At 44.8% G+C, this 17,699-nt stretch carries 12 protein-coding genes; 8 read left to right on the forward strand and 4 right to left on the reverse strand.

Annotated elements, in window-relative coordinates; translation table 11 throughout:
• Positions 1-3: 3 nt before the first annotated feature.
• The 5 genes from AC0VYI_RS04295 to AC0VYI_RS04315 are packed head-to-tail and all read left to right on the forward strand — an operon-like array spanning position 4 to position 5,709.
• Entirely contained in the window at positions 4-1,035 is a 1,032-nt protein-coding gene (locus tag AC0VYI_RS04295; protein WP_475447537.1) for an SMODS domain-containing nucleotidyltransferase, read from the forward strand.
• On the forward strand, positions 1,035-2,762 hold the full coding sequence (locus AC0VYI_RS04300) for a ThiF family adenylyltransferase (RefSeq protein ID WP_475447539.1): 1,728 nt from the start codon (positions 1,035-1,037) through the stop codon (positions 2,760-2,762). Before AC0VYI_RS04295 ends, AC0VYI_RS04300 begins: the two co-directional genes overlap by 1 nt.
• Complete coding sequence (locus AC0VYI_RS04305) at positions 2,746-3,225, forward strand: Mov34/MPN/PAD-1 family protein (protein WP_475447541.1); 480 nt, start codon at positions 2,746-2,748, stop codon at positions 3,223-3,225. Before AC0VYI_RS04300 ends, AC0VYI_RS04305 begins: the two co-directional genes overlap by 17 nt.
• Positions 3,222-4,808 (forward strand): SAVED domain-containing protein, encoded by a 1,587-nt coding sequence (locus AC0VYI_RS04310; protein WP_475447542.1) that lies wholly within the window; start codon positions 3,222-3,224, stop codon positions 4,806-4,808. Before AC0VYI_RS04305 ends, AC0VYI_RS04310 begins: the two co-directional genes overlap by 4 nt.
• A gap of 49 nt (positions 4,809-4,857) precedes the next feature.
• A complete protein-coding gene (locus tag AC0VYI_RS04315) occupies positions 4,858-5,709 on the forward strand; it encodes a hypothetical protein (RefSeq protein WP_475447544.1) in 852 nt (283 codons plus the stop codon).
• Here the strand turns inward: AC0VYI_RS04315 and gmtY are convergent.
• Positions 5,706-7,028 (reverse strand): gamma-mobile-trio recombinase GmtY, encoded by a 1,323-nt coding sequence (gmtY, locus tag AC0VYI_RS04320; RefSeq protein ID WP_475447545.1) that lies wholly within the window; start codon positions 7,026-7,028, stop codon positions 5,706-5,708. The two genes, AC0VYI_RS04315 and gmtY, sit on opposite strands and share 4 nt — an antisense overlap.
• A gap of 44 nt (positions 7,029-7,072) precedes the next feature.
• Between gmtY and AC0VYI_RS04325 the strand changes: the two genes are divergently transcribed.
• A complete protein-coding gene (locus AC0VYI_RS04325; protein WP_475447546.1) occupies positions 7,073-7,474 on the forward strand; it encodes a GreA/GreB family elongation factor in 402 nt (133 codons plus the stop codon).
• 45 nt (positions 7,475-7,519) lie between these two features.
• Here AC0VYI_RS04325 and AC0VYI_RS04330 read toward each other — a convergent pair whose 3' ends face one another.
• The 3 genes from AC0VYI_RS04330 to AC0VYI_RS04340 form a co-directional block, all read right to left on the reverse strand.
• Positions 7,520-9,028, reverse strand: a complete 1,509-nt coding sequence (locus AC0VYI_RS04330; protein WP_475447548.1) for an FAD-dependent oxidoreductase — start codon at positions 9,026-9,028, stop codon at positions 7,520-7,522.
• 230 nt (positions 9,029-9,258) lie between these two features.
• Positions 9,259-9,951 (reverse strand): response regulator transcription factor, encoded by a 693-nt coding sequence (locus tag AC0VYI_RS04335; RefSeq protein ID WP_475447550.1) that lies wholly within the window; start codon positions 9,949-9,951, stop codon positions 9,259-9,261.
• A gap of 5 nt (positions 9,952-9,956) precedes the next feature.
• Positions 9,957-11,933 (reverse strand): sensor histidine kinase, encoded by a 1,977-nt coding sequence (locus AC0VYI_RS04340; protein ID WP_475447552.1) that lies wholly within the window; start codon positions 11,931-11,933, stop codon positions 9,957-9,959.
• A 613-nt stretch (positions 11,934-12,546) separates the two neighbouring features.
• Between AC0VYI_RS04340 and AC0VYI_RS04345 the strand changes: the two genes are divergently transcribed.
• Together AC0VYI_RS04345 and AC0VYI_RS04350 are read left to right on the forward strand one after the other, a co-directional pair.
• Positions 12,547-13,161, forward strand: coding sequence for a two-partner secretion domain-containing protein (locus AC0VYI_RS04345; protein WP_475447553.1), 615 nt, complete (start codon positions 12,547-12,549; stop codon positions 13,159-13,161).
• The gene (locus tag AC0VYI_RS04350) at positions 13,046-17,683 is read left to right on the forward strand and encodes a beta strand repeat-containing protein (RefSeq protein WP_475447555.1); all 4,638 of its coding nucleotides are present in this window, start codon (positions 13,046-13,048) and stop codon (positions 17,681-17,683) included. The genes AC0VYI_RS04345 and AC0VYI_RS04350 overlap by 116 nt, the downstream gene beginning before the upstream one ends.
• The last annotated feature ends 16 nt before the right edge of the window (positions 17,684-17,699 follow it).

The raw sequence follows: 17,699 nt of genomic DNA on the forward strand, positions 1-17,699 counted from the left end.
GATATGTCTATTCAACAAAAGTTCACAAAATTTCACAATGTAATAAAGTTAAGCCGTGAGGACAGCAAGTACAAATATGCTAGAGAAAAAGATGACAGTATCTGTGCTGAGCTAAAAGCAGTATTTAAAGAGTCTGGTCATCCTGTCATAGAAAGCTTTATTCAAGGTTCACTAAAAACTGCTACAACGATTAAGCACCCGAAAAATGATTTTGATATTGACCGAGCGCTAGTAATAGACGCATCTACTGCACCGGAAGATCCCGTCGAAATAAAGAAGCTGGTGTGTAGTGTTTTGGAAAAACGTGGCTTCAAAAATGCGAAAATAAAGATGCCCTGCGTAACCGCAGACTATGCCAGCCTGAACCTTCATATTGATATTGTTGTGTATAGAAAAAGAGGCAACAGCTATGAATTGGCGGTGGGCAAGCGTAACTCAAGTGATGCTGTAAAAATGTGGTCGCCATCTGACCCTAAAGGGCTTATCGATAATATCAATGATAAATCGGCGTACATTGGCTCAAGTGAGGATAAGTTGAGTCAGTATAAACGTTTGGTTCGTTATATGAAGCGTTGGCGCGATGAAAAGTTCGAAGACTCTGTGAGGAAAAAAATCTATTCGATTGGAATTACTGTCATGTTGAAGGAGCAGTTCAAATCGGCAATGGACGATGACGGAAAGCCTGACGATCTTCAAGCGCTTCGTGACACCGTGGCTACTATACTTAATGGGGGGTATTTTAAAGCGCGAGTTGATGGCAATTACCGAGTTAAAGTTAATCTTCCTGTCACTCCTTACAGGGATATATTTGAGAGCAGTAGCGTAGTGACTGGGACTCAATTCCGGAATAAGCTGAATACGATGTTACGCAAATTGGATATATCACTAGCAGAAGAGTCGTTGAAAAAGCAATGTGACATACTAAGAGAACTGTTTGGTGACGATTTTGAAACCTCTGAAGAGTCTAATAGTAATCAAGGAGCCAAGGTTGTATATAGCAGTGCTGGTTCGGTTGGCACGTCACAGGGAGCGTGATGATGAAAGAGCAAGTCTACCAGTTTCTCACAGAGCAGGGCTTTCGGTGTGTTCCTGATAAATGTTGTGGTAAAGCAACGGTAACTGTTTCATGCAGGATATCAGATCGTGTTGTGAAGGTGTTGCTTGTCATGGAAGACCGATATTTGTCATTACCTAAATTCTTATTATTGGAACCATCCAAGTTTGGCAAGCTTGCTCACGTAAACATTGCACGTATCGAGGATACAGAATACGGTGTGGTATGTGTTAATGCGCCAGAGTCAGTCTCTGTAAACTTTGATCAACCTTTGTTGTTGATTAAAGATTCACTTGAGCGCCATATAGCACTGCTGAAATCGGTGATAACAGACCCTGAGTGGAATGAACGAGAGCTATTAAGAGAGTTTTATAGTAACTGGCTTTTTCTTTGCGATAAGGCACAGAAACCTTTGCTGATCAATTTCAGTCAGCCTATTTTGCAAAAAGTAGATGTTTATGAACCTCTAGAGAAGATGCTATATGGTTTACACAGCTATTACGTCGCACATCCATCTGACTCAGAAATATCTAAGCTTAGCGAGATGTATTTCGCAATAAATAAACGCCAAAGGAAAGTGGCCGGTAAGGCTATTGTCGTACCAATTGAAAAGTTGATACCAGCTCCAAATTTAAATGAGACAATTGAAGAGTGGTATCTCAATACAATTAATAGTTTGCCAGAGACAACATTACGCAAGTTGCGTGACCAATTTGGTCAGTGGAGAGATAAAAATTACTGGCTTGTCTTTACTGCAATTACCGTTGATAGCAATCGGACTTGGTTTGCAATAAAGTTCGATTGTGAGAACAAAAAAACATTACCTTTATCATTCAATAAGCTCAGTGAGTGGAAGCTAACGCCAATCTGCGTAAGAGTATTTAATCAGGAAAATGTTTTACAAAGAGGTGGTGGTTCTACCGCGTTAGCTGATAAAAAAGTTGCTGTCGTCGGGATAGGATCAGTTGGTAGTGAAATTGTTCATAAGCTAGCTGCTGCGGGTATCAGAGATCTGCATTTAATTGACCAAGAAACCTATCAGATTGATAACCTTTATCGTCATATGCTCCCCCAAATATACATTGATATGCCAAAGTCAATGGGGATGGTGTTTCAATGTCACGCACAGTTCCCTTGGTCTGACGCTCATTACTCTTGTGAATCTTTAATTGAGCTACCTCACAAGTGCTCCCTTGATTCCTATGACCTAATTGTTTTAGCTATTGGCAACCCTACTCACGAACGATTATTCAAACAGTATCTGTTAGACAATAATATTAATGTGACAACACTTAATTGCTGGCTAGAAGGGTATGGTGTAGGTGGTCATGCAGTGCTTGATGTAAGCGGAACTAAAGGTTGTTTGTTGTGTGCATATGTCGATCTGATTAATGGTTGTCGGGGCTTACAGTCTAATTTGAACTTTATAGAAGCGAATCAAGATGTAATGAAGAGTATTGCTGGCTGCGGAAACCAGTTTATTAGTTATGGAGCTACCAGCTCAGCGCAAACTGCCATTATGGCGAGCAGCTTGGCTATACGTTATCTGGAGGGCAAACAAACAGATTCGTGCAAAATGAGTTGGAAGGGAGATAACGATGATGCCCAAGCTGAAAATATCAAACTTACTCATCGATACTACCACTTCAAAGAATCACTCAAGAAGCTCCCCTTGTTCAATGAGGATTGTGATGTCTGTAACCACTGAATATGTGAGCGATGACGGCGCTATTACGCTATCGGTCACGAAGAAAGTCATAGATGATTGGCAAGTTTTAAAACAAGATAAAAAAGAAAAAAATGAAGCATTCGGTGTGTTGATTGGCGGGCAAAATTTCGATGCCTCTCAATTTTGGATTGAGGCGTGTACGATACCATTGGCCAAAGACAGTGCTACACGCACGTCCTTTGAACTGAGAGATAATCGTCATCAAAAGTCAGTTGATGATTATTTCAAAAAGTCCAAAGGGGCATCTGGTTACCTTGGGACATGGCATTCTCACCCAGAGCCGATACCGAGTCCGTCGTATGTTGATCTAGAGGATTGGCGTGCGTGTTGCGCACGCAATCCAGACAGACAACTCATATTCATCATAGTGGGTACAAGCCACTTCTGTATATATAGCCGCACAGGCAAAGAGTTAGTGTGCATTCTTGAGGAGGTTCTATGAGCGAAGGCGTTGTAAATATTCATCAGGCACAGTACGAACCAGTAGAGTCACATGAAAAATTGGACGAGTTTATAAATGCCATTGGTACGCTACCGAAATGGAGAGAATGTGGCGTATTGATAGATGGATTTGCACATAATCAGGTCATTATCCTAGTGAGTGACAGACTGTGTGTCAGCCTGCGCCTCAATTTAGTTCTCGATGAGATTGAAGCAGCTTTAAATAAGCTGGGTATAGCCGATAATGTTCTCGTGCGCCATATGCAAGGCAAACATATAGAGAGAGAAAATCTGGCTTCAATGGAAGCTGTGCTCGCAGTTTGGAGTGAGTATCAGGCTCAGTCAATGGAAATTTCAGTAGATGAGTTCCCAGATTTCTTACGGGCAATATGGGCAAACCGAAAACTGAAGGGAAGAGGGAAACCCTTTAGTAAAGGAACGTTAGAACATTTAGCGCGGGATAGCCACGGTTACTGTATGTTTGAGGGGTGTGGGGAATGTCTTAAAGTTGATGAACTTACTGGGTACTCTGGTAACTTTGCTTATAATGCTCATATTATTGCTTCATCAGAGTTCGGTCCTCGTGGAGTCCCTTACTTGTCCGACTATCAATCAGATAATCCAGAGAATGTACTTGTCCTTTGTGACAAACATCATCGACTAATCGATAAAGTTGCAGCTATAGATTTTGATGCAGCCCGCTTGTCTCAGATGCGGTCAGATTTCACGTATACTGTACGGTCTCTTCTAGAAGGGTTAAGTTTTAATCCAATCCCTGCTTTCTCGATTTTATGGCCCGTTGGTGGAAATATAGTCTCTGAGCCTGATGAACGAGACATAGCTAATAGTATGTCTCGAATAAATGCGCGGTCTACTGGGAGGCTGAATCGATTGAGCCACAATGAACGCCGTTACAGGAAACGCGCTGAAGTTTTTCAACGAGATATGGCAGAAATCATAAATGATGAAGCAGATGACATAATTCAGCAAACGCAGAACGATTCTCACAAGGCTGCTTTGTTTGCATTCGGCCCTATGCCTGCCTTAGTTGGTTTGGGCGCTCGCTTAGGAAATAAGTGTGAGATCATTCCTATGCTAAGATTTCGAGACGGTGGCTGCTGGATGTGGCCTCAAGAATTCGGGGTACCTAAGCCCTACAGCATTAAATTTGATGAAAATGATTTTGAAGGTAAAAGTGAAGTAACGGTTTGCATAGCGATGACGCAGTATCCCACTGTTATGAGGCAGACCGCAGATAGAATAGGAATGCCAGTAATTGAAATAGAGGCGTTACAATATGGCAATGCGGCTATTCCTCATCCTGAAAACGGTAAACAACTTCGGACTGACTTACACGCATTGTTGTTAAGACTTCACGATCAATTTTCTATTAGGAAAGTAAATTTGCTCATCTGTGCATCGAATGCTGTGAATGTATTTGTTGGACAAGCTGTCGATCTCTACCAGCCTTCAATCTTGGTCTATGACTTTGGTAGCGAACTAATGGAACCGCGTCTACATATTACCTATCAAGAAAAGAGACTATGTTTATCTTTACCAGCCCAAACATCAATTATGTCGTGAATAACTTTTAATTTAAGGTAAATGCTAGAACTTATTATTAGGAAAAACTATGGCCGATCCGATAGCTAAAATACTCGAACAAGTAGCAGTAAAAGAAAAAGTAAGAGCAAGAGATAGTATTGAATATGCGTTACTTCTGACGATTGGCTTAAATGATCTATGTGATGTTTACATTTCCTATCTTAATCAGACTGAGGTTAGAAATAAGCTCATTAAGCAAATACTCGAACGTGTAGAACGGCGAGGAGAGGCGCTGCCCGTGCAATTTATTGTCCGGCTATTAAAAGAATTTTACGTATCCGAGGGCAAGAATAGAGTCTCTCTAGGAACTAGTATTAAAACGTTTGGGAATTACCTTAATAAAGAGCAAAAACTAGACTTTATTAAGCATCAGTTATTGTCTCCAGCGGTATTAGACAGAAAAAGAGCGTTCGCTTTAATTGACGTTGTCATTATTGCTGATGTTGAGAGTCTGCTTTGGGATGCATGGGAAATGTATTCTGATAATAATTGCTTGGAAACTCTTGCCAAATACGGAAGCATTTCACTTTTAACCAAACGCTTTGTGGACATATGGCAAGCTGAGGGAGTCAAGTTCAGAGTTAAAAATAATGTGTTGAAACGAGTCGCTGCGAGTGACTTTAATAAAGTTAAATTCCTAAGAAAAGATGCTCCAGTATCTTTTCTTTCCGCATCTGTCGCTGCAAATCGTACCATTGATGATGCGTTTGCATTATCGGTGGCTAAAGGTGCAAAAAAAATCAATGAGCTTGGTTATATTATGTGGTGTCTCGGTAGATTAGGAAAAAGAGAAGTGCTTCTAAAAATTTTAAATGACATCAACCGAATTGAGAAGCTCATTCCAATTGAAACATGGGAGCCAGAGTTTTATGATTTTTAAGTGTCAGCATTCCTCATAAATTCTCTTATCTCTTCGTTTGTTGGCTTGATATAAACTAGGCAAGAGAATGGGGATTTATGATGCATTACCTTTTGGATTTCTATTGGCTCCAATCCATAACTCCTACAACGATATCCATAAGTATGGCGATGTCCGTGTGGAGTAGTTCCTAGCTCTTTTTTCGCTTCCAAACCAATCTTTTCAACGGCATTTTTATGCTGTCTTTGGAAGTTTTTTTCAGTTTCAGGTTTACCTTTACTGTTTGTAAATGCATAAGGGTGTAATTCGTTTCCTTCTGGCTCAACCCGCTGATACTTAAGATATAAAATCCAGAGATCTAGGAACTCTTTTGCTTTAGAGGCAGGATTAAAGACAACTTCAAAAAAATTGCGATTGTCGGTTAAAAGTGCGCCTTTCCAACCGGCATGAAGCCGTTTTGTTCTAGGTATTTTATTTCTTGGTTGCAAATTAAATTCTAGGTTTAGGTATTCTTTACGGTTTTTATATCTTGAATTAGGGGAACTACCATATTCAGGGTGGTAAATTCTTACCAACGCTTCATCAGGCCTACTCGGGTGCAAAATTATATCTGAAGTATAAATATGAAATACTTCACTGGTTCTAACTCCGCCGTAGTGCAGTAATGTAGTTATGGCCTGCATTTTATAATCAGGGGTTCCTTTATTTTTAAACCCTTTATAGATGAGGTTATTAATATGCTCTCTAGGGAACCTAACAACCTTATCATTATCAATTTTTAAGTTGGGAAGAGATGTGACCCATCTGACTTTTTGAGCTTTTGTTCTTGCATCGCCATAGTCACTTAAATGATTTAAAAATACATTCTTTTGTTTGTTGTAATAGGCACACCAGTTTAGTCTCTCTTCATAACTAGAGGCTTTTCTAAACGGGTTTACACGAAGGTCATTATAATCATCTTGTAAGGCCAAGAAGTCTGTGTAGTGATTGAGGTGATGCAAAATATTGTTAATGTCATTTATGCTTCTAGGCCGCCAGAAAAGGCCTAGAGCGTCATCGCAGGTTTCATAGTCTATTGTTCCGGTAGCTAGAGAGTCTCTAAAGGCTTTAAGAAGTTCATACCCTTTGTCATGGTTAGGATTAGCATTTATATACTCTATAAGCAGTTTTAAAGAAAATATTGCACGTTCTTTCCATGAGGCACTTTTAGTGTTGAACCACGCTAGGTACCTAAGATGAGATACAATCACTCCTTTCTCTGTTACCAATGCAGGTAGCTCAAAGGTTAGGTTGCTGAAGCTATCAGTGTATCTTGTGTTGATTTTTCGAACATACGCCATATAGGTTTTCTCTTAACCTGAGTATTGATGGAGATGAGAGTCCAATGATACGAGATCCTATCCACCTCAACAATGAAATAGTATGTTCTTATATGGGGTTCTTATACATTTACGGTAAAAAGCAATTACGAGAGATAGACCGTCGAGTGCGTTATTTGGAAAAACGCTTGGAGGTTTGTACTGTGGTAGATCGTTTGCCAGCTGATCAATCAAGGGTTTTCTTTGGTGCGTGGGTCACGCTGGAGGATGAGAGTGGTGAGCAACGAACGCATCGCATTGTCGGGCCTGATGAGCTGGATCACAACCCAGCCTACATCAGTATTGATTCCCCAGTAGCAAAAGCTTTACTGAAAAAACAGGAAGGTGATGAGGTGATGATTCGTCTAGCAACCGGTGAGAAAACCTATTACATCGAAGCGATAGAGTATCGCCCCATCTCTTTATAGTGGTTAGTGGTCGTTTTTCTATTGATAAGGTGAACCGACCTTTGGTTAATCGGGCGTCTCTCCCTGTTCTACGTCTCTCTTGAGAGAGCGTCCTCTTGGCTCATTGGCTTCATGAAGGACAACCTCTGAGTGCAGAAACTGAGCCGCAGCAGCAGAGCCCTGCACTTTGACAGAACTGCGTTCTAGCATTTGGGCTTCAAATTCGTTTAAGACGCTGTCTCTTATACCCACTTCGCGCCATTGAAACAGCGGTCGACAGCCTTTAGAAATGTCTCGGGCTAGCGCCAAGGCATCTAGTAAGGCCTGGTTTGCCCCTTGTCCTTTAAAAGGGCTCATTGGGTGAGCCGCATCACCGATAAGGGTGATGTGTGCGCCTTTTGCTAATAATTCTGGTTGTAGGAGTGCTCGATCGTAAACGGGGTAGCCGGATATCAAGCTCTCCTTGGTGGCCGCTACAATTTGCGGCACAGGCGTATGCCATTGAGTACGGCGACAGGCTTCTGCTTTTAGGGCATGGGCACCTTGCTCGCTTAAGGCTTTTGCCTCGTTTTCAGGCATAGGAAAGCTAAGCTGCCACATCACGGTGTTTGCATCATACGGCATGATATAGATTCGTTCATGACCGTTGGCTGTTTGGAAGACCGTGGCGGAATCCAGTAGGTCGCTTTTTATTTCCTTTAGATCTGCTAGCGGACAAATTCCCAAAATGACAATACAGCCTAGATAGCGTAACGGCGTAATATTGTCTCCGATCAATTGTTGCCGAATGACGCTACGAATGCCATCGGCTCCCACAACAAGGTCTGCCTTAGCGTGTTTTGTCTCGCTTTGTGTTTGACCATTTACTTGACGTTTTACTAAAAAGGTTAAATCAACTCCGCCACCGTCGGCATGCTTGTGTTCGCTGTAGTCGATTAGTTGATGGCCCCATTGTACGTTGTTTCGTTCGCCAAGTTGTTGTAGTAACGCTAATCGCAATGATTGTCGAGCGATATGGATATTCGTACGCTTTGGGGCGTTTTTGCTGCCTGAATGTTGCCATTTTCTCATGCCCCACTCTCCGACCACTTTGCCTTCTGTGGTATGGACAAGGTGTCTCGTTGAAATGACACCTTCTTTTAATGAGACAATGCCTAAGCCTTCGATGGCTTTACTGGCCTGTTGCAAAGTAAGGCCATAACCTTGAGATCGTTCGTCAAAACGGCTATCGCGCTCATAAAGTGTAAAAGGAATGCCGCGATGTAAACAGGCGACAGCAAGGGCTACACCGCCTATGCCACCACCAATAATGGCCACATGAGGGTAGTTTTCTGTATCTGCCTGTGGGGCTTTGGGGGATGGGACCAAACCGGAGCCAGCACAATGAAGACACATTTCCAAATGGCCTTTAGGGCGAATCGGTGCAGGACCTTCTCCTTTTAACTGTTCAAACTCAGTCAGTTCTTTTAAATATTGCAGCCGCACTTTTTTGCGTAATCTTCTACTTCGCTTGCCTTGACCATGACATTTGGGACAAACCGTCCAGCTGCTTTCTTCGTTTTCCAATGTATTCACGTCTTGTTACCTAGAGCATTCGGATACGGAGGGCGAGCCCTCTGTGATATCGAGTTATTTCGTTGATGTGGGGTTGTTGTCATAGAGGAAATAGTAGCTGATTCACGAAGGGAGACCTAATGATTTCATTGCACAAACCAAAATGTCAAAAAAAGCAGCTTGAGTGGCTTTATCCAAGCTTCCTAGCATGGTCTTTTTAGAATGTATCAACGATAAAGAAGCGTTTCATGTCATTCGTTAATGATTTTAACGTTAGTCATTAGCTGATAGCCCTTATTACGAAAACTTCGAATCGGGTTTTTGTTGTCTGTTTTTAATTTATTTCTTAAACGAGATAATAGTGCCTCTGTACGGTTTTTATCATATGTGACAGGATTCTCATTGAGAGCCTGAGATATCAACTCGTGTGAGACAATTTTGCCAGCGTTTTGGACAAAAAGCTGAATAATAATATTTTCTTTTTCCGTTATATCCAGCTCGTGCCCATCCGGCCTTCGAAGGATTCGTTGCTGAGTAAAATGCAACCATGTGTTTTCGTCAGATGAAATGCTATGAATAGTGGTTCTTCGTAATAAGGCTCGAATAGTGGCAAGTAATTCACGATAATCAAAGGGTTTGGCAATGTAGGCGTCTGCTTTTTCTAGGCCAGAAACTTTGTCGTTAATAGAATTGCGGGCAGTGACGAAAATAATACATAGGTTCTTTGTTTCAGGATCATTTCTTAGCTTATTCGCAATGAATAAGCCATCCTTTCCGGGGAGATTCCAATCGAGTAACACTAAATCAGGGCGTTGAATGCTCATTAATGTCACCAGCTCTTCATAAGAACTAGCACCATGAGCATCGTATCCCTCATTGTTTAACCACAATAAGCCATTATTTAGCAAAATAGGATTGTCTTCAACAAAATAAATTCGTGTCATATCTTTTAATCTTTTTCAGTAAAAGGAAACCACACGTTAAACGTGACTTTCCAAATAGATGTTTCTTCGATCACTCGGCATTGAATGTATCCTGAGTGAGCTTCAACAATTGACTTAACCAAGTATAATCCTAAACCAAAACCCTGTATATTTGGCTTATCTAATTGACGATAGTATTTATCAAACCATATGTCTGGGTCTGGTTTTTGTGAAGATTGATAATCGTTAGTTATTGAAATTAGTACGCCTTCTCGGCTGTTATCATAAGCCTTAGTACTGCTTATTGAAATCGATGAGTCCGCCGCTCTATATTTTAATGCATTGATTATGAGATTGTTTAATACTAAGTGAAACAAGAAAGCATCAACCTTTAATTTGACGTTGCTGGTTGTGTTGATTATGTATTGTTTAGCATTAGTAGGTGAATGATTGATGATGTTTTTAATGATGTCATTGATATTGGTTTCATTACAGTTAGACGACCGGTTATCAAAATCCATATACTCAGAAATAAGAGTATTGTTGATCAATGCATTGAGTTCTGAAATTGCTGTTTGGATTCGAGTGTGACGCTCTGCAAGTTTAGGGCTAATGTCAATTTGTTCGATGGGTAACGTTTGTATGATGCTGTCAATAACAGCCAGTGGCGTTTTTAACTCATGGGTAACCAGTGTCATAAAATGTGACTGATTGATTCGTCTGGTTTTTTCTAGCTCGGCTTCTTTTTCAGCGAAATGTATTTTTTCTTTTAGTTTTCTCTTTGCAACGTTCTCTGCTCTTTTGTTTTGATATAAGCCTTGATACATCATGAAAATAAAAATAAAAGACGTTATTTCTGGCATATCAAGAAATATCGAGGGGGTTGATAAATGATAGGTTGCAGCGAAAATGGCGCAGATATTGAGCATGAAGAAAACAACATAACCTACAAAAAGCGAGCGGCTTCCTGCAATACCATTTTTTACACCCTTCCATATAACAAAACATAATACAGGAAAGGTTATATAAGATATTTGATACATGAAAGGGGCAAATAAAAGATAGGACTTTCCTATAAATAAACTTATAAAAGAGACTAGGTTAAATACCAAATTAAATTGCAAAAACCAATGTATGTATTTGAATTTCTGGTTTGTTTGGAAAAAGGACATAAAAAACAAAATAATCCCAGAGAGCATTACACAGACACTGGTTGGCCCAAGTAAATGAACCAACATGGGGTGATCAGGGAAAATATATTGCGCCGCGATACTGCTCTTAACGAGCGTAAGGGTAATGCAGCCAAGGAGAGGAATACAACTTAACGCATAGGCTTTTTTTTGGGTCAGGCGAGTCATGATCAAAGCATACAAGCAAAGCATGAGCCACCCACCGATCGCCGTAGCAGATATTATTTGTTTCCTAGTACTTGTAAATACGGCCTCAGCTGGTGTTTGTAAAGTAAGCCGCAAAGTAGTGGAGCTGTTGGTTTGTAGACGGATATAAAATGTATGGGGCTGGGTGTTTGCTAGGGTAATGGGAAGGGAAAACGGTACCATTACGGACTGCATAAATCTGGATTCTGATGATGAGAGCGTTGCAGAATTATTTTGTCGGTCAGTAGGCAGTAAATCGCCCACTTCGCTCTGTGAGTAATTTCGATGGCCCAAAGGTGTATATAATTTAACACTGTCTAAATACGTCGGATTAATGATTAATAACCAATCTTTAGCGGCACCTTGACCGCGCTGTAAAGTAACGCGAAACCAGTATGAATTATTAGAAAATCCTGCCGCAAAGGGAAAGGTAACCGATGTAAAGTCGCCTTCTTTTTTCAGTATATCTTTAAGGGTTAGTTGCCCTGTTTTATCGGTAAAGTATTGAATATTTTGCGTTAGATGCAGGGTGTTGATTCCCGCTTGAATGGGAATGCTCTGAGCATTGGCATTCCAAGAAATAATGAGAGCGAAAAGAACGGTAATGAATCGATAAAACGTATGCATTAATTGACTAGAGAATTCCATATGATTGAGCAATTTAGTTTCAGCTAATTAAAGCTATCCCTTACCGATTGTCTGCGCTGCCTGTCAGTTTAAACCTGGTATTACACAGTTCGCCTATTTGTTCTATTAGCATTCCTTAATACTTAGATACTAAGTTGGAACGCTGTCTTCTATAAACTTTTGAAGGAGAGCTTAAGTAGCAGAATAAAATGAGTATCAAAGCATAACTCCTATAAACAACGGAATGGGGAACATCTTGTTAAACAGAGTTTTACTCTCTTAATTTGTGGCCTATATAGCACGCTATTCTCTTACTTTCTGTTCTTCTTGCCTTGTTACTGGCTTCCTTACTCTGCGTTGGCCCTGACTAGTGACATCGTAACAGGGGGAGAGGAGTATGTTAATAGAATGTAATAAAAAGTTGCGTTTTGTCAGCTTTCGTCAGCTTTAACCTTTTTTTATTTAGTAAGATGCCATTGCTAATGACTAAAGGTAAACAAGTTACATAACCGCCGTCTGGTGGGGAACGCTTGGGTTACCGCGCTAATAGGCTTCAGTGTCGTGCCAATAAGCCTACATTCCAGAGACAAAATTCAATACAGCGGAGAATTGAATGGGTATTCAAAAATACGAGGTGGTCACACTGTCTGGTCAAACCAGACGATGTGTCGTTGGTGTCCTGATTTATTTTATGACCGTGCAGCCTGTATTGGCGGCCGCGACCTTACCGACTGGCGGGTCGGTTGCCGCAGGACAGGTTTCCATGGGGACCTCGGGGAACACCACCACTGTCACCCAGCGTTCGGATAAAGCCATTGTAAACTGGCAAAGTTTTTCGGTTGGCAAAGGCGCATCCGTCCACTTTATTCAGCCGGACAGCACCTCGGCGATTTTGAACCGAGTCACAGGGGCCACCACATCGACTATCGCCGGTTCAATTCATGCCAATGGTCAGGTTTATCTGATCAACCCCAATGGCATTGCCATTACTTCAACTGGGTCAGTCAAAGTTGGCGGCGGCTTTGTGGCATCCACACTGAATATCGCTGATAAAGACTTTTTGGATGGTCATTTTCTTTTCAAAGGCACGGGGGCGTCGGCGGGTGTCAGTAATGCGGGCATTATCACCGTGGGTCGGGGGGGGCTATGCGGCCTTGATTGGCGGTCGGGTGAAAAACAGCGGGTTGATTGCGGCCCCTTTGGGTCGGATAGGCGTAGGCGCCGGTGAGGAAGCCACGCTTAACTTGTCAGGCGATGGTTTTTTGCAGGTGGCACTGCCGAGCAAAACGGATGCTAATAGTCAAGACGCGCTGATCGATAACTCGGGGACCCTGTCTGCCCATGGTGGGACAGTACTGATCTCAGTGGCCAGCGCCCGTAATGCGGCCCGTCATGTGGTCAACTTATCCGGTGTCGTCGAAGCCAATAGTGTCTCAGGCCACGATGGTCGCATCCTCATCGGTGGCGGGCAAGGCGGTGATGTCACCGTATCCGGTCAGGTGACGGCCACGTCTGCTACCGGAAGAGGCGGCCAAATTAGCGTCACTGGTCAACACATTGCCTTGAACGGCGCGACGATCGATGCGTCCGGTGCTACTGGTGGCGGTTCGGTTAAGATTGGCGGTGATTACCAGGGCAAAGGCAACACCCCACGGGCGAAGACCACGACCGTGGATGCAAACAGTGTGATCCGTGCTGATGCCAACCAAAGCGGCAATGGCGGCAAGGTGATTGTCTGGTCAGATGATTTGACCACCTTTGATGGCTTGATCTCCGCCCGCGGCGCAGGTGTGGGCAAGGGGGGAAATGCGGAAGTCTCGGGCAAGGCGACCCTGGCCTATAACGGCTTTACTGATTTAAGCGGCCCGGGTGGGTTTGGTACCCTGTTACTGGACCCTTATAACATCACCATTTCTAATGGTACAGCGTCAAATTCCTCTGGTACCAGCGCCACTGGCGATGACAGTGTGATTAACGTCACCACCTTACAAAACGCCCTAGGCAGTGCCAATGTCTCGATCACCACTGGCGGCTCTGGCTCTGCGGGCTCGCAAGCTGGCGATATCACAGTGGCCAACGAGGTGATCTGGAATAGCGGCTCGACCCTGGAATTGTCGGCCTATCACAATATTAATGTCAATGCGGCCCTTACTGGCGGGGCTGGGTCTAAAATCGTCCTGCGTTCGGATAATTCGGGCACTGGCACCGGCACGGTGACGTTTGCCTCAAACGCTAAAGCCACGGCACCGGGTGGAGTGGCCATTTATTACAACCCAAGCAGCTACACCTCTGCCACAGATTATTCTGGCAATATGGGCTCGGATACCACGGCCACTGCGTATATGTTGGTCAATACATTGGCGAATCTCCAAGCCATTAACACCAACCTTGCGGGCACTTATGCCCTGAGCAAAGACATCGATGCCAGTGCGACATCGAGTTGGAACAATGGGGCAGGGTTCGTGCCGTTGGGTAAACAGTTTAACGAATTCACTGGCACCTTTGATGGTCAGAGTCATGTGATTTCTAACCTTACCATTCATCAACCTTCAACGGATTATGTTGGTCTATTCGGTGATATGGGTCGAGGTGGGGCAATCCGCAATGTGGGCCTTGAGGGGGGGAGTATATCAGGACAATCTAGTGTTGGTAGCCTCGTAGGATACGCCGACGATGGCAGTTCAATCAAAAATGCCTATGCCACCGGGGCGGTGACGGGGAGCAGCTATGGTGTTGGTGGCCTTGTGGGGGGGAATGATGGCACGATTAGCAATGCCTATGCGACGGGGGCGGTGACGGGAACGGGAGCTTATAGTAACGTTGGTGGCCTTGTGGGGAGGAATGATGGCACTATCAGCAATGCCTATGCCACCGGGGCGGTGAAGGGAAATGGTACCTCCGTCGGTGGCCTCGTGGGGCAGAACTTTGGCACCATCAGCAATGCCTATGCCACCGGGGCCGTGACAGGAAGTAGCTACGTCGGTGGCCTCGCGGGGTACAATTCTGCCAACATCAGCAATGCCTATGCGACGGGGTTTATAAAGGCAAGCGGAGAAAATGTCGGTGGCCTTGTGGGGTACAACTATAACAGTTCTGCTACCATCACCTCATCCTATTGGGATACCGATACCACTGGCAAAACCAGTTCGGCGGGCGGTACTAACCTGACTACAGCGCAAATGCGTGATAGTGCCAATCATAGCTCAATCTATTCCAACTGGAACTTTACGACTACCTGGTATCAAGCGGCGGATATGCGACCTATTTTGCGTTCGGAGGCGGCCAGCCCCAATGCAGAGGGGGTTATCACGGTCTCCAACCTACACCAACTGGCATTAATCAACACCAATCTTTCCGGCAACTATATCCTGACAGGTAATATTGACGCCAGTGCAACCCAAAGCACCGCTAGCTCTTCCGGTATCTGGGGCAGTGATGGCTTCGTGCCGTTGGGCAACGGTTCGACCAAATTCACTGGCACCTTTGATGGCCAAAGCCATGTGATATCTAACCTTACTATTTATCGACCTTCAACGAGTGATGTTGGTCTATTCGGTATTGTGGGAACCGGCGGGACAATCCGCAATGTGGGCCTTGAAGGCGGAAGCATATCAGGTCGGAATAGTGTTGGTGGCCTTGTGGGGTGGAGTGCAGGCACCATCAGCAATGCCTATGCGACCGGGGTAGTGACGAGAACGGGAACTAATGGTTTCGTCGGTGGCCTCGTGGGGGACAATGACGGCGCCATCATCAATGCCTATGCGACGGGAGCTGTGACGGGAGCTGTGACGGGGAGCGATTATGTCGGTGGCCTCGTGGGAGGGAACTTTGGCGCCATCAGCAATGCCTATGCCACCGGGGCGGTGAAGGGAAATGGTACCTCCGTCGGTGGCCTCGCGGGGTACAATGACGGCAAAATCAGCAATGCCTATGCCACCGGGGCAGTGTCGGGAAATAGCATCGTCGGTGGGCTCGCCGGGTACAATAGCGGCGCCATCATCAGTGCCTATGCCACCGGGGCAGTGACGGGAAATAGCAACGTCGGTGGCCTTGTGGGGGGGAACTATAGCAATGCGACCATCACTTCATCCTTTTGGGATATGGGTACCACTGGCAAAACGAATGCTGTTGGCAACGTTTCGTCTGTGGCGGGCGCCACAGGTCTGACCACGGCGGAAATGAAGGATCCCAGTAGTTTTACGGGGTTTGATTGGACCATATGGGCTCCGGCTGATGCGAGTCATCGACCCGAACTTTATGGTGTATCCGGTGTGGTCGGATATGTAGGAAGCATGGTCTATGGCGCGTCATCGCCAACCATAACCACTTATGATACGGGAGTATGGAACACAGTAAGTGGCACGCCTGTCATCTCCGGTGGTCCTTCAGCGACCAGCAATGTTGGCACCTATACAGGCAATGTGAGCGGGGTGAGCGGAGCTTTCATGGGGGGCGGCGCAACCCGGTTTGTCAGCGTCACAAATGTGACCCCAGCCGACCTTACGGTCACGGCTAACAATGTCAGCATGGTGTATGGCGACAATGTGCCGACGTTAGGCTATAAGGTCTCGGGTTGGAAGAACGGTCAGGGCAATAGTCTATTGTCGGGTGTGACGGTGGCGACCGATGCCACTCACACATCGAACGTCGGCACGGATTATACGACCACGGCCAGCGATGGGACTTTGACGGGTGCCGCGAATGGCAATTACACCTTGCACTATGTGGCCGGGAAATTTGAGGTGACCCCAGCCGACCTCACGGTAACCGCAAACAATGGCAATATGGTGTATGGCGACACTGTGCCGACGTTAGGCTATAAGGTTTCGGGTTGGAAGAACGGTCAGGACAATAGCCTGTTGTCGGATGTGACGGTGACGACCAATGCAACTGGCACATCGAATGTGGGCACGGGTTACTACACAACCATGGCCAGCGACGGGGCTTTGAGTGGCGCTGCGAATGGCAATTACACCTTGCACTATGTGAACGGGACATTTGCGGTGACCCCGGCCGACCTCACGGTGACCGCCGCAGGGCATCAGAACTATGGCTCGAGTCCGACTTATGAGTTTAAAGCATCGGGTTGGAAGAACGGCCAGAGTGACAGTAACCTGACGGACCTGAGTTATACCACCACGGCGACTGCAGCATCGAATGTGGGCACGGATTACACGGCGAGTGCGAGTGATGGCACTTTGACAGGTGCCGCGCATGGCAATTACACCTTGCACTATGTGACTGGGAAGTTTGAAGTGACCCCAGCGCCATTGACGGTCACGGCTAATAATGCGAGCAAGATTTACGATGGTTTGGCTTATACGGGTGGCAATGGTGTGACCTACCAAGGCTTTATGAACAATGAAACTCGTTCGGCACTGAGTGGGAAACTGGTCTATGGTGGCAGCTCGCAAGGGGCTATCAATGTGGGCAATTATACCATCGACGTGTCGGGTCTGACGTCAAGTAATTATGCCATCACTTATGCGCCCGGTCAGTTGACCGTGGGTGTTGTACCTAGCGTCCAGCCGAATGCCAGTTTAAGTGTCAACCAGCCCATTTCTGTTCCCGTTGGTTATTGGCTTCCCAGCGTAGGGAGTCAGTCGGTGACTGATTTTCCTAATGGGGGCACCTCTACTGGTGCGAATGCCAATGGGCAAGGGGTTGTTATGAGCACACAAAACGTTCACCTGTCGGGTGCGGTGTGTTTTTCGGGCACTGATAATGCAATTTCTTGCAGCGCTAACTAAAGGTTGAGATGGATTT

Source organism: Marinomonas sp. 63XJN7_9_ISO-PGPR-S23-217, assembly GCF_056173515.1.

Excerpts from the sequence above, each read along its gene's own strand:
- AC0VYI_RS04295 (WP_475447537.1), top strand. The coding sequence starts at position 4 with ATGTCTATTCAACAAAAGTTCACAAAATTTCACAATGTAATAAAGTTA.
- AC0VYI_RS04300 (WP_475447539.1), top strand. The coding sequence starts at position 1,035 with ATGATGAAAGAGCAAGTCTACCAGTTTCTCACAGAGCAGGGCTTTCGG.
- AC0VYI_RS04305 (WP_475447541.1), top strand. The coding sequence starts at position 2,746 with ATGTCTGTAACCACTGAATATGTGAGCGATGACGGCGCTATTACGCTA.
- AC0VYI_RS04310 (WP_475447542.1), top strand. The coding sequence starts at position 3,222 with ATGAGCGAAGGCGTTGTAAATATTCATCAGGCACAGTACGAACCAGTA.
- AC0VYI_RS04315 (WP_475447544.1), top strand. The coding sequence starts at position 4,858 with ATGGCCGATCCGATAGCTAAAATACTCGAACAAGTAGCAGTAAAAGAA.
- gmtY (WP_475447545.1), bottom strand. The coding sequence starts at position 7,028 with ATGGCGTATGTTCGAAAAATCAACACAAGATACACTGATAGCTTCAGC.
- AC0VYI_RS04325 (WP_475447546.1), top strand. The coding sequence starts at position 7,073 with ATGATACGAGATCCTATCCACCTCAACAATGAAATAGTATGTTCTTAT.
- AC0VYI_RS04335 (WP_475447550.1), bottom strand. The coding sequence starts at position 9,951 with ATGACACGAATTTATTTTGTTGAAGACAATCCTATTTTGCTAAATAAT.
- AC0VYI_RS04340 (WP_475447552.1), bottom strand. The coding sequence starts at position 11,933 with ATGCATACGTTTTATCGATTCATTACCGTTCTTTTCGCTCTCATTATT.
- AC0VYI_RS04345 (WP_475447553.1), top strand. The coding sequence starts at position 12,547 with ATGGGTATTCAAAAATACGAGGTGGTCACACTGTCTGGTCAAACCAGA.
- AC0VYI_RS04350 (WP_475447555.1), top strand. The coding sequence starts at position 13,046 with ATGCGGGCATTATCACCGTGGGTCGGGGGGGGCTATGCGGCCTTGATT.